Consider the following 13,236-nt stretch of genomic DNA (forward strand, 5'->3'; position numbering starts at 1 on the left):
CTTGGCCATAGCTCGGTCGCTGGTGCATCCCCCGTCGCCAGCGACCGAGCCTCCCCCTGCCCCGGACCCCACAGCCCGGGGCTTTTCCATACCCACACCGCCCCCACCCCTCGGCAACGCGAAAGACCCCCAACCGAACCGGTTGAGGGTCTTCAAAAAGTGGGGCTAACAGGATTTGAACCTGTGGCCTCATCCTTATCAGGGATGCGCTCTAACCAACTGAGCTATAGCCCCGCCGCGCTTGCGGTGTGTCTCCCGCGCGCTGACTCCTGAAGATTAGCGCACGACCGGGGCAGTCCCAAAATCGGTTGAGACAGGCCCGCCCCGGAGGGTTTGGGCGCAGCTCACTCGCCCTCGTCCAGGACCGTCACTCGTCCTCGGCCAGCGTCAGTTCGACCCCGCCCACGAACCCCGCCGCCAGGTTGTAGATGAACGCCCCCAGCGTCGCCAGCGCCGTCGCCAGGACCACGTCGATGACCGCGATGATCATCGAGAACATCAGCACGTGGGGGAGCGACAGGAAGGACTGGAGGTCGAAGCCGTTGGACTCGTTGGAGCCGGTCGCCTCGGAGATGGTGCTGCCGACCGAGGAGAAGACCCCCATCGCGTCCATGACCATCCACAGCACCGCCGCCGCGACGACCGTGCAGATCCCCAGCGCGATGGAGAGCAGGAAGCTGACCTTCATCACCGACCACGGGTCCGCCTTGGAGACCCGCAGCCGGGCCTTGCGGACACGCGGCGCGGTGCGGGCACCGGTGCGGGGGTGGCGGACGGCCTCGGCGGGGCCGTCGTACGCCTGCGGCGGGTGGTAGGGAGCCGACTGCTGCTCCTGCGGCTTGCGCTCGCCCGGGAGCGGAGACGCGCCCCCCTTAGACGAACCCCCCGCAGACGAACCGCCCGCAGACGAACCCCCCGAGCCCTTGACCGAAGGCTCGTCCTTGATCGCCTTCAGCTGAGTCGTCTGCATGTCCCGGGGCTCGCCCGCCACCGGCGAACCCCCCGCAGACGAACCCGGTGCCGCGGCGGAGCCACGGCCGCCGCCGTCCTTCTCCGAACCGGCCGTACCAGCCGACGTACCGGCCGTACCGGCAGACGTACCGGCGCCCGTGGCTCCGCTCACGATGACTCTCTCCTCGTGCTACTCGGCCGAGGGCGAGTCACCCTCGTCCGTGCCGGCCGCTGCGGAGTCCTCGACGGCGTCAAGGTCTCCCTCGACCTCCTCCGCCTCACGCCCCGCCTCGGCGTTACGGGCGATGCCGACCACGGCATCGCGCTTGCCCAGGTTGATCAGTTGGACGCCCATGGTGTCACGGCCCGTCTCCCTGATCTCGTTGACTCGCGTACGAATCACACCGCCGCCGAGCGTGATGGCGAGGATCTCGTCGGTCTCCTCGACCACCAGCGCACCGACGAGCGAACCGCGGTCCTCGACGATCTTGGCGGCCTTGATACCGAGGCCCCCACGCCCTTGGACGCGGTATTCGGCGACATTGGTTCGCTTGGCGTACCCGCCGTCGGTGGCGGTGAAGACGAAAGTACCGGGTCGCACGACATTCATCGAGAGCAGCTCATCGCCCTCGCGGAAACTCATGCCCTTGACACCCGAGGTCGCGCGGCCCATGGGACGCAGGGTGTCGTCGGTGGCCGTGAAGCGGATGGACTGGGCCTTCTTGCTGATCAGAAGCAGGTCGTCGGCGGAGGAGACCAGCTCCGCGCCGATCAGCTCGTCGTCCGAACCGTCCTCGCGCTCACGGAGGTTGATCGCGATCACACCGCCGGAGCGGGGCGAATCGTAATCCTTCAGTGGCGTCTTCTTCACCAGACCCGCCTTGGTCGCGAGGACCAGGTACGGCGTCGCGTCGTAGTCGCGGATCGCGAGGATCTCGGCGATCGACTCGTCCGGCTGGAAGGCGAGGAGGTTGGCGACGTGCTGGCCACGCGCGTCCCGGCCCGCGTCGGGCAGCTCGTAGGCCTTCGCGCGGTAGACGCGGCCCTTGTTGGTGAAGAACAGCAGCCAGTGGTGGGTGGTGGAGACGAAGAAGTGGTCGACGATGTCGTCTTCCTTGAGCTTCGTGCCCCGCACGCCCTTGCCGCCGCGCTTCTGCGCCCGGTAGTCGTCCGTCTTGGTGCGCTTGACGTAGCCGCTGCGCGAGACGGTGACGACGATGTCCTCCTCGGCGATCAGGTCCTCGATGGACATGTCACCGTCGTAGGGCACCAGCATCGTCTTGCGGTCCTCGCCGAACTTCTCGACGATCGCGGCGAGTTCCTCGCTGACGATGCCCCGCTGGCGCACCGGCGAGGCGAGGATCGCGTTGTACTCGGTGATCTTCGCCTGGAGCTCGTCGTGCTCCTGGATGATCTTCTGCCGCTCCAGGGCCGCGAGCCGGCGCAGCTGCATCTCCAGGATGGCGTTGGCCTGGATCTCGTCGATCTCCAGCAGCGCCATGAGGCCCGTACGCGCGATGTCGACGGTCTCGCTGCCCCGGATCAGCGCGATGACCTCGTCGATCGCGTCCAGCGCCTTCAGCAGCCCGCGCAGGATGTGCGCCCGCTCCTCGGCCTTGCGCAGCCGGAAGCGGGTGCGGCGGACGATGACCTCGATCTGGTGCGTCACCCAGTGCCGGATGAACGCGTCCAGGGACAGCGTCCGCGGCACGCCGTCCACCAGCGCCAGCATGTTGGCGCCGAAGTTCGTCTGGAGGTCGGTGTGCTTGTAGAGGTTGTTGAGGACGACCTTGGCGACCGCGTCCCGCTTCAGGACGATGACGAGCCGCTGGCCGGTGCGCGACGACGTCTCGTCCCGGACGTCCGCGATGCCGCCGATCTTGCCGTCCTTGACGAGGTCGGCGATCTTCTGCGCGAGGTTGTCGGGGTTGACCTGGTAGGGGAGTTCGGTGACCACCAGGCACTGGCGGTTCTGGATCTCCTCGACCTCGACGACCGCGCGCATGGTGATCGAGCCGCGGCCCGTGCGGTAGGCCTCCTCGATGCCCTTGCGGCCGACGACGAGCGCGCCGGTGGGGAAGTCGGGGCCCTTGATCCGCTCGACGAGGGCGTCGAGCAGCTCCTCGTGCGTGGCCTCCGGGTTCTCCAGGTACCACTGGGCGCCGGCGGCGACCTCGCGCAGGTTGTGCGAGGGGATGTTCGTCGCCATGCCGACCGCGATCCCGGCCGAGCCGTTGATCAGCAGGTTCGGGAAGCGGGCGGGCAGGACGGTCGGCTCCTGGGAGCGGCCGTCGTAGTTGTCCGTGAAGTCGACGGTCTCCTCGTCGATGTCGCGGACCATCTCCATCGACAGCGGCGCCATCTTGCACTCGGTGTAGCGCATGGCGGCGGCCGGGTCGTTGCCCGGGGAGCCGAAGTTGCCGTTGGAGTCGACGAGCGGCATCCGCATCGCCCACGGCTGGGCGAGGCGCACCAGCGCGTCGTAGATCGAGGAGTCGCCGTGCGGGTGGTAGTTGCCCATGACGTCGCCGACGACGCGGGCGCACTTGTAGAAGCCGCGCTCGGGGCGGTAGCCGCCGTCGTACATCGCGTACAGGACCCGGCGGTGGACGGGCTTGAGGCCGTCGCGGACGTCGGGGAGCGCGCGGGAGACGATGACGGACATCGCGTAGTCGAGGTACGAGCGCTGCATCTCGGTCTCGAGCCCGACGGGCTCGATCCGCAAGGTGCCTTCCTCGGGGACGGAAGGGGTGTTCTCGTCGGTCATTGCTGGTCAAGATCCTTTCTGCTGCGGTCAGCTGAGACCGACTCAGATGTCGAGGAAGCGGACGTCCTTGGCGTTGCGCTGGATGAACGCGCGGCGGGCCTCGACGTCCTCGCCCATGAGGACGGAGAACAGGTCGTCGGCCTGGGCGGCGTCGTCGAGGGTGACCTGGCCGAGGACGCGCAGGTCCTGGTCCATGGTCGTGACGCGCAGTTCCTCGGCGTTCATCTCGCCGAGGCCCTTGAAGCGCTGGATCGAGTCCTCGCGCACCCGCTTGCCGCGCTGGCGGCCCATCTCCAGGAGGGCGTCGCGCTCGCGGTCGGAGTAGGCGTACTCGACGTCCTCACGGCCCCACTTGATCTTGTACAGCGGGGGGCGGGAGAGGAAGACGTGGCCGGCCTCGACCAGGGGGCGCATGAAGCGGAACAGGAAGGTCAGCAGCAGGGTGTTGATGTGCTGGCCGTCGACGTCGGCGTCCGCCATCAGGATGATCTTGTGATAGCGGAGCTTCGAGATGTCGAAGTCCTCGTGCACACCGGTGCCGAACGCGGAGATCAGCGCCTGGATCTCCTGGTTCTGGAGGATCTTGTCGATCCTCGCCTTCTCGACGTTCAGGATCTTGCCGCGGATCGGGAGGATCGCCTGCACCTGCGGGTTGCGGCCCGACTTCGCGGAGCCGCCGGCGGAGTCGCCCTCGACGATGAAGATCTCGCACTTGGTCGGGTCGTTGGACTGGCAGTCCGACAGCTTGCCCGGCAGCGACGCCGACTCCAGCAGGCCCTTGCGGCGGGTCAGGTCGCGCGCCTTGCGGGCCGCGACCCGCGCGGTGGCCGCCTGGATGCCCTTGCGGACGATGTCCGCGGCCTCGTTGGGGTTGCGGTCCAGCCAGTCGTTGAGGTGCTCGTAGACGGCCTTCTGGACGAACGTCTTCGCCTCGGTGTTGCCCAGCTTGGTCTTCGTCTGGCCCTCGAACTGCGGCTCGCTCAGCTTGACCGAGATGATCGCCGTCAGACCCTCGCGGATGTCGTCGCCCGTGAGGTTGTCGTCCTTCTCGCGCAGCAGCTTCTTGTCGCGCGCGTACTTGTTGATCAGGTTCGTGAGCGCCGCGCGGAAGCCCTCTTCGTGGGTGCCGCCCTCATGCGTGTGGATGATGTTGGCGAACGAGTAGACGCCCTCGCTGTAGCCGCTGTTCCACTGCATGGCGACCTCGAGGGACAGGCTCTTGTCCTTGTCCTCGGCCTCCAGGTCGATGATCGTCGGGTGGACGACGTCGCCCTTGCGGGAGTTGAGGTACTTCACGAAGTCGACGATGCCGCCCTCGTAGTGGTACGTGACCGTCTTGACCTCGGCCCTGTCGTCCCCGCCCGCCTCGTCCGCGCCCGTGACGGCCTTCGCCGACTCGCGCTCGTCGGTGAGCTTCAGGGTGAGGCCCTTGTTGAGGAAGGCCATCTCCTGGAAGCGCCGCGACAGCGTCTCGAAGGAGTACTCGGTGGTCTCGAAGATGTCCGGGTCGGCCCAGAACGTGACCGAGGTGCCGGTCTCGGAGGTCGCCTCGTGCTGCGCGAGGGGGGCCGTGGGGGCGCCGAGCTTGTAGTCCTGCGTCCAGCGGTGGCCGTCGGTCCTGATCTCGACGGCGACCTTGCTCGACAGGGCGTTCACGACGGAGACACCCACGCCGTGCAGACCGCCGGAGACCGCGTAGCCGCCGCCGCCGAACTTGCCGCCCGCGTGCAGGACGGTGAGGACGACCTCGACGGCCGGCTTGCCCTCGGAGGGCACGATGCCCACCGGGATACCGCGGCCGTTGTCGATGACGCGGACCCCGCCGTCGGGAAGGATCGTCACGTCGATGGTGTCCGCGTGTCCCGCCAGCGCCTCGTCGACCGAGTTGTCCACGACCTCGTAGACGAGGTGGTGCAGACCGCGCTCACCGGTCGAACCGATGTACATGCCGGGCCGCTTGCGGACCGCGTCAAGACCTTCGAGGACGGTGATCGCGCCGGCGTCGTACTTCGCGGTGACCTCGCCGTTCTCGCCGACTTCGGTGGACGGGTTGTTCTCGTTGGGGTTGCCGGAATCGGCCACGAAGCGCCCTTTCTGGCACAGCACGAGCCAGGACCACCGGCGGGTTGCCGGAGCGGCTGCGGCATGTTGCGTTGGTAAGCCTTGATCAGCGTTGCTCAGCTTTTCCCGGACGGTCCCCACGTTGGGGCGGGATTGGCTTCCAGTCTACCGGTAGCACCGACAGTGATGGGGGTTTGCCGGTACCTGAGTCCCCATGTGCCGCCCTCAACCGGCCTCTCACGACTCCCGATATTCGGAAGGGGGCTCCAAGAGCCGTACGGCGCCACTCAGCGCTTCCAGGTGTCAACCCTTGGCTACTGACCAGTCAGGTGGGAATTCGCCCTGGTTCGCAGGGCTTTGACGGGTAGATCGGGAGTCATTTGTATGTACGGTCCCGGAGGCCGCGTCCGTTCGACTCCGGGCGGGGTGGAGGCGGCGTGAGGTACGTCACCCGTAGGTGTCGCCGGGCCCCGTGCTGCCCGGCGCCCGCAGCGGGCCGTACCGCCGGACCGGACCGCCCGGACCGAGCACCTTGATCCGCGTCACGGCGCCATGGCCGAGGTCCTGGTTGAGCCGGGCCACCAGGGTCGGCGCCAGCAGCCGCAGGTTCGTCGCCCAGGCCGTCGAGTCGCAGCGCACGACCAGCTCGCGCTCGTCCTCGTCGTAGCGCTCGGGCACGCAGTGCTTGCCGACGTCCTCGCCGACGATCTGCGGCCAGCGGCCCATCACCCCGCCGACCGCCGCCGGGGCCTCCCAGCCGCGCTCGGTCAGCAGCCGGTTGATCGCGGCGCCGAGCGCCATGGGGTCACGGCCGTCCGCGCGCGCGCCGGAGCGCAGCCCGCCGCCCCGGCGGGCCTGCTTCTTCTGCTGGACCGCGTCCCCCCGCGCGCGGGCCTGCTCACGGGCCGCCTTGAGCGCCACCCGCGCGAGATCGACACCGGAGGGCTCGGGAACTTTCCCGGACGGCCGTTCGTCAGGACCGGTACCAGCAGGATTCACACCAGAAAGGGTCATACCCGCTCCACCGTCCCCCCGGAGACCGAGAACCGCGCCCCAACAAGGACATCCGGTACGTCGTCGTCCACCGCCGCCGTCACCAGCACCTGCTCCCCGGGCGCCACCAGCTCCGCCAGCCGTTCGCGCCGGCGGGCGTCGAGCTCCGCGAAGACGTCGTCGAGGACGAGCACCGGCTCGTTGCCCTCGGCGCGCAACAGGTCATATGAGGCGAGACGGAGAGCGAGGGCGTAGGACCAGGACTCGCCGTGCGAGGCGTAGCCCTTGGCGGGCAGCTGCCCGAGCCTGAGGAGAAGGTCGTCGCGGTGCGGGCCCGCCAGGGTGACGCCGCGTTCGATCTCCTGCTTGCGGACGTCCGCGAGAGCGGCCAGGAGCTGCTCGTACAGCTCCTCGCGGGTGTGCGCGGCGCCGGGGGCCGACGGCTTGTACTCCAGGGTGACCGGGCCGCCGCCGGGCGCGAGCTGCTCGTACGCCTTGTCGGCGAGCGGCTGGAGGGCGGCGAGCAGGTCGAGGCGCTGGGCGAGGAGTTCGGCGCCCGCGCGGGCGAGGTGCTGGTCCCAGACGTCCAGGGTGGACAGGTCCATGGACCGCCCGCCGTGGCGGCGGGCGAGCGCGGCCGTCTTCAGAAGGGTGTTGCGCTGCTTCAGGACCCGCTCGTAGTCGGAGCGCACGCCCGCCATCCGGGGCGTGCGGGCCGTGACCAGCTCGTCGAGGAACCGGCGGCGCTCCCCGGGGTCGCCCTTGACCAGGGCGAGGTCCTCCGGCGCGAACAGCACCGTGCGCAGGATGCCGAGAATGTCCCGGGGCCTGCTGTGGGCCGCGCGGTTGATCCGCGCGCGGTTGGCCCGGCCGGGGTTCAGCTCCAGCTCGACCAGCTGCTGCCGCTCGCCCTGGCGGACCTGCGCGCGGACGATCGCCCGGTCGGCGCCCATCCGCACCAGCGGGGCGTCGGAGGCGACGCGGTGGCTGCCGAGGCTGGCGAGATAGCCGACGGCCTCGACGAGGTTCGTCTTGCCCTGCCCGTTGGGGCCCACGAACGCGGTGACACCCGGGTCGAGCGGGACCTCGGCCCGGGTGTAGGAACGGAAGTCGGCCAGCGACAGATGCGTGACGTGCATGGTCGTCGGCCGACCTCCCCCGGGGGTTGTGGATCGCGGGCGGCCCTCGTGGACCGAGGGCCGGTGGACTGCGGGGGCCGCGGGGCGGCCCTGTGGACTACTTCGACTCGACGGCGTGGCCGCCGAACTGGTTGCGCAGGGCCGAGATCATCTTCATCTGCGGCGAGTCGTCCTGGCGGGAGGCGAACCGGGCGAAGAGGGAGGCGGTGATCGCGGGGAGCGGTACGGCGTGGTCGATGGCCGCTTCCACGGTCCAGCGGCCTTCGCCGGAGTCCTCCGCGTAGCCGCGCAGCTTGTCCAGGTGCTCGTCGTCGTCGAGGGCGTTGACGGCGAGGTCCAGCAGCCAGGACCGGATGACCGTACCCTCCTGCCAGGAGCGGAAGACCTCGCGCACGTCGGTGACGGAGTCGACCTTCTCCAGCAGCTCCCAGCCCTCGGCGTAGGCCTGCATCATGGCGTACTCGATGCCGTTGTGGACCATCTTGGAGAAGTGTCCGGCGCCGACCTTGCCGGCGTGGACGAAGCCGAACTCGCCCTCGGGCTTGAGGGCGTCGAAGACGGGCTGGACCTTCGCGATGTGTGCGGCGTCGCCGCCGACCATGAGGGCGTAGCCGTTCTGGAGGCCCCAGACACCGCCGGAGACCCCGGCGTCGACGAAACCGATGCCCTTGGCGGCCAGCTCTTCGGCGTGCTTCTCGTCGTCCGTCCAGCGGGAGTTGCCGCCGTCCACGACCGTGTCACCCGCCTCCAGGAGGCCGCCCAGCTCGTCGATGACGGACTGCGTCGGGCCGCCGGCCGGGACCATCACCCACACCACGCGCGGGGCCTGGAGGGTGTCCACAAGCTCCTTGAGGCTGTGGACATCGGCGAGGTCCGGGTTGCGGTCGTATCCGACGACGGTGTGGCCGGCGCGGCGGATCCGCTCGCGCATGTTGCCGCCCATCTTGCCGAGTCCGACGAGACCGAGCTCCATCAGTGGTTCCTTAGGTTGCGGTGCTGGCGGGAGAGGCACGTCCGTACCCCGGTCCGAGCCTAAACCTGGACGGCCGCGCACAGCTGTGGGCATACCCGCTCAAACGCGTACGGCCGGGAGCGGGGGGCTCCCGGCCGAGGGCGCTGCTGGATCAGCCGCTCAGACGCACCGGCACACTGCGCCTTGTGGGGGATAACCCCTACACCCCCAGCAGATCGCCCGCTGAACGTCATCCGCTGAGGCGGACCGGCATGATCAGGTACTTGTAGGCGTCGTCGGCCTCGGCGTCCAGGGCCGGACGGCCGCTGAGCAGGGCCGGCTTCGTGGACGTCGTGAAGGCCAGCTGGGCCACCGGGGAGTCGATGGCGCTGAGGCCGTCCAGCAGGAACGTCGGGTTGAAGGCGATCGAGATGTCGTCGCCCTCCAGGTTGGCGTCGACCCTCTCCACAGCCTGTGCGTCGTCGCTGGAGCCGGCCTCCAGGATCAGCACACCCTGCTCGAAGCTGAGCCGCACCGGGGTGTTGCGCTCGGCGACCAGGGCGACGCGCTTGACGGCCTCCACGAAGGGGGCGGTCTCGATCACGGCGACGGAGTTGAACTCGGTCGGGAACAGCGTCCGGTACTTCGGGAGGTCGCCCTCCAGGAGCCGCGTGGTCGTACGGCGGCCGGCGCCCTCGAAGCCGATCAGGCCCTCGCCGGAGCCCGAGCCGGAGAGCGCCAGGATGACGCTGTCGCCGCTCGTGAGCGCCTTGGCGGTGTCCAGGAGCGTCTTGGCGGGGACCAGGGCGACGGCGGACGCCTCGGGGTTCTCCGGCTTCCACAGGAACTCGCGGACGGCGAAGCGGTAGCGGTCGGTGGACGCCAGCGTCACCGTGTCGCCCTCGATCTCGATGCGGACGCCCGTCAGGACCGGCAGCGTGTCGTCACGGCCGGCCGCGATGGCGACCTGGGCCGCGGCGGCGGCGAAGACCTCACCGGGGACGGTGCCCGTCGCGTTCGGCATCTGCGGCAGCGAGGGGTACTCCTCGACCGGCAGCGTGTGCAGCGTGAACCTGGACGATCCACAGACCACCGTCGCCCGTACACCGTCTGTGGAGATCTCCACCGGACGGTTCGGCAGCGCGCGGCAGATGTCGGCGAGCAGGCGGCCGGAGACCAGCACCGTGCCCTCCTCGTCGACCTCGGCCTCGACGCCCACCCGGGCCGAGACCTCGTAGTCGAAGCTCGACAGGCTCAGCTGGCCTTCCTCGGCCTTCAGCAGCAGCCCGGCGAGGACAGGCGCCGGCGGGCGGGCCGGGAGGCTGCGCGCCGCCCAGGCCACGGCCTCCGCGAGTACGTCGCGTTCCACCCGGATCTTCACTCTTGCCGCCTCCTGCTGCTGCCGGCGCTCTCGGCCTGCTTCGCCTTCGTCGTCTTCTGGGTGTCACGGCCCTCGGCGAGGGGAAGGACACCGGGGACCAGTCTGACGCACCCCACTGACAGCTGGTGCCCCTCGGGGTCAAGTCGTGACCAGGGGCAGCCGGAGACCTCGGAGCGAGTTGTGCACAGCCCCCGCTTCGAAACGATTCCCGTGCTCTCTCTAGTTGGTCTTAGTAGTAGGGGCTGTGGATACCGTGGATAACCCCGTTTTCCCAGCTCAGGGGCGGTTTTTTATCCACTGGTCCTGTGGAGGGCGCCGGTGGACAACCGGCGTCTTCTGTGGAGAACAGAAAGTTCTGCACACTCCGTCCCCAGGCAAGCCCTACTTGTCCCCAGAAGCGTCCCCAGTTTTACCCCCGTTTCCCACAGCCCAACCCGGCAAGTTCGTGTGACGCCTTTCACTCGACCCGGTGAGGGCGCGCGTCGCGTTGCCGAACAGTGGACAGCTCTGTGGAGAAGCGGACGATCACTGGGGACAAGCGCCCACAACCTGTGGGCGAGGCGTGGATAACTTTTCGCACAGCCTGTGGACGGAGAAGTTTTCCACAGCCTGTGGAGATCGGTTGTCCACGAATCCACAGCCACATGACCAGCCCTGATGTTCCATCAACAGGGTTGCCTGTGGACACAGTCTGGACAACTTCCCAGTCCCCAGGGTGTGGACGGGAAAAAGTCACCGAATCTGTGGAAGAAGGCCGTGTCCTCGCGGTCAATCGAACAGCGGGCGTCGGTTCGGCAACGGCTCATGGGGCGGCGGACCCGGGAGCGGACACGAAAAGGCGCCCCGGGAGCGTGTCCCCAGGGCGCCCTGGACGTCGTACGGAGGGGCTTTCGCCGGGTCAGCCGGCCTTGATGCGGTTGGTCAGTTCGGTGACCTGGTTGTAGATCGAGCGGCGTTCCGCCATGAGGTTGCGGATCTTGCGGTCGGCGTGCATGACCGTGGTGTGGTCACGGCCGCCGAACAGGGCGCCGATCTTGGGCAGGGAGAGGTCGGTCAGCTCGCGGCACAGGTACATGGCGATCTGCCGGGCCGTCACCAGGGCCCGGCCGCGTGAGGTGCCGCAGAGGTCCTCGACGGTCAGGCCGAAGTAGTCCGCGGTGGCGCTCATGATGGCCGTGGAGGTGATCTCCGGGGCGGAGTCCTCGCCGCCGGGGATGAGGTCCTTGAGGACGATCTCCGTCAGGCCCAGGTCGACCGGCTGGCGGTTGAGGGAGGCGAACGCCGTCACCCGGATCAGGGCGCCCTCCAGCTCGCGGATGTTGCGCGAGATGCGGGAGGCGATGAACTCCAGGACCTCCGGCGGGGCGTTGAGCTGCTCCTGGACCGCCTTCTTGCGCAGGATCGCGATCCTGGTCTCCAGCTCCGGCGGCTGCACGTCGGTGATCAGTCCCCACTCGAACCGGTTGCGCAGCCGGTCCTCCAGCGTGACCAGCTGCTTCGGCGGCCGGTCGGAGGAGAGCACGATCTGCTTGTTGGCGTTGTGCAGGGTGTTGAAGGTGTGGAAGAACTCCTCCTGCGTCGACTCTTTGTCCGCGAGGAACTGGATGTCGTCGACGAGCAGGATGTCCATCTCGCGGTACCGCTTGCGGAAGCTGTCGCCCTTGCCGTCGCGGATGGAGTTGATGAACTCGTTGGTGAACTCCTCCGAGCTGACGTACCGCACCCGCGTGCCCGGGTAGAGGCTGCGCGCGTAGTGCCCGATCGCGTGCAGCAGGTGCGTCTTGCCGAGCCCGGACTCGCCGTAGATGAACAGCGGGTTGTACGCCTTCGCCGGGGCCTCGGCGACCGCGACCGCGGCGGCGTGCGCGAAGCGGTTGGAGGCGCCGATGACGAACGTGTCGAAGAGGTACTTCGGGTTCAGCCGCGCGGTCGGCTCACCGGGGCCGCCGCCGGGCGCCGCGGACCCCCCCGAGGGGCCGCCCGGCGGGCGGTGCGCGGGCTCGGGCAGCTCACGGCGGACGGGGTCGCGCTGGTCGTAGTCGGGGCGCTGCGGGCCGTCGTAGGAAGGGCGTTCCTGGGGCTTGGGACGGTAGTCGTCGCGCGGCGCGCCGTAGGTGTCCGGACGCGGGCCCTGGGAGCCGTAGGAGTCCTGGCCGTAGGGGGTGTCCTGGGCGTACGGGTCCTGCTGCTGGGGCGGGGACGCGTACGGGTCGCGCTCGGGGAAGCCGAGGCGCTGCTGCTGCCAGCCGTAGTCGTCCTGCGGGCCGCTGCGCGGCCAGGCGCCGGGCTCGGGGCGCTGGTACTCCGCCGGGTAGGCCGGGCGCGCGCTCGGCAGCTCGGGGCCCGGCTGCTGCTTGGGGGGTTCGGCGCGGTGGCGCCCGTAGCCGTCGTAGCGGTCGTACTGCGGGCCGTCGTAGCTCTTGGGGGTCTCGTACGTGTCGTACGACGGCGGCTCGGGCTCCTCGTAGCGGGGGGCCGGGGCGGGCGGGGGCTCGCCGGCGGACTCGTCGACGGTGATCGCGATGCGGATCGGGCGCCCGCACTCGCGGCTGAGGGACTCGCTGACGATGGGGGCGAGCCGGCCCTCCAGGACGTTCTTGGCGAATTCGTTCGGCACCGCGAGCAGCGCGGTGTCGGCGACCAGGGCGAGCGGCTGGGTGCGGCGCAGCCAGCGCTCGTCCTTGACCTCGACCCCGGCTCCGCGTCCCTCACCCAGGAGCTGCTCCAGTACTCGCGGCCACACTGCGGCAAGATCGGCAGGTACGTCAGCCACAGGGCACGCTCTCTCGCTGGTCCCACGATCGTGTGATCTGCGGGACGGATCGGGATCTAAATCGGATGGGCCGGGGGACATGGGAACGAATCGGAGTCCGGCCACGGTAGTCAGCGCGTGGGGTGCGGTTCAAGTTGTTGTCCCCAGCCTGTGGACAGTGTCCCCCCTCGACCCCTGGTTTGACCGGACGGCGCAGCCCCGCGTACCGTAACCAGGTCG

The 13,236-nt window shown here is 69.2% G+C and carries 8 protein-coding genes and 1 tRNA gene; all 9 read right to left on the reverse strand.

Features of this window, described 5'->3' with window-relative positions; genetic code table 11:
• Positions 1-160: 160 nt before the first annotated feature.
• The 9 genes from ACYUD3_RS07410 to dnaA all read right to left on the reverse strand — a co-directional run bounded on the left by ACYUD3_RS07410 (position 161) and on the right by dnaA (position 13,017).
• A tRNA-Ile gene (locus tag ACYUD3_RS07410) sits at positions 161-234 on the reverse strand.
• A gap of 133 nt (positions 235-367) precedes the next feature.
• Positions 368-1,123, reverse strand: coding sequence for a DUF3566 domain-containing protein (locus ACYUD3_RS07415; protein ID WP_470965542.1), 756 nt, complete (start codon positions 1,121-1,123; stop codon positions 368-370).
• 18 nt (positions 1,124-1,141) lie between these two features.
• The gene (gyrA, locus tag ACYUD3_RS07420) at positions 1,142-3,718 is read right to left on the reverse strand and encodes a DNA gyrase subunit A (protein WP_470965545.1); all 2,577 of its coding nucleotides are present in this window, start codon (positions 3,716-3,718) and stop codon (positions 1,142-1,144) included.
• 42 nt (positions 3,719-3,760) lie between these two features.
• Positions 3,761-5,824, reverse strand: coding sequence for a DNA topoisomerase (ATP-hydrolyzing) subunit B (gyrB, locus tag ACYUD3_RS07425; protein ID WP_470965548.1), 2,064 nt, complete (start codon positions 5,822-5,824; stop codon positions 3,761-3,763).
• 402 nt (positions 5,825-6,226) lie between these two features.
• Positions 6,227-6,793, reverse strand: coding sequence for a DciA family protein (locus ACYUD3_RS07430; protein WP_470965551.1), 567 nt, complete (start codon positions 6,791-6,793; stop codon positions 6,227-6,229).
• Positions 6,790-7,911, reverse strand: coding sequence for a DNA replication/repair protein RecF (recF, locus tag ACYUD3_RS07435; protein ID WP_470965555.1), 1,122 nt, complete (start codon positions 7,909-7,911; stop codon positions 6,790-6,792). Before recF ends, ACYUD3_RS07430 begins: the two co-directional genes overlap by 4 nt.
• A 97-nt stretch (positions 7,912-8,008) precedes the next feature.
• Positions 8,009-8,884 carry a phosphogluconate dehydrogenase (NAD(+)-dependent, decarboxylating) gene (gene gnd, locus ACYUD3_RS07440; protein WP_470965557.1) on the reverse strand — a complete coding sequence of 292 codons (876 nt, stop codon included), beginning with the start codon at positions 8,882-8,884 and terminating at the stop codon, positions 8,009-8,011.
• A gap of 229 nt (positions 8,885-9,113) precedes the next feature.
• Entirely contained in the window at positions 9,114-10,244 is a 1,131-nt protein-coding gene (gene dnaN / locus ACYUD3_RS07445) for a DNA polymerase III subunit beta (protein ID WP_470965559.1), read from the reverse strand.
• A gap of 898 nt (positions 10,245-11,142) precedes the next feature.
• Positions 11,143-13,017 carry a chromosomal replication initiator protein DnaA gene (dnaA, locus tag ACYUD3_RS07450; protein ID WP_470965562.1) on the reverse strand — a complete coding sequence of 625 codons (1,875 nt, stop codon included), beginning with the start codon at positions 13,015-13,017 and terminating at the stop codon, positions 11,143-11,145.
• Positions 13,018-13,236: the final 219 nt, after the last annotated feature.

This window comes from Streptomyces sp. AMJ-169 (genome assembly GCF_055597585.1).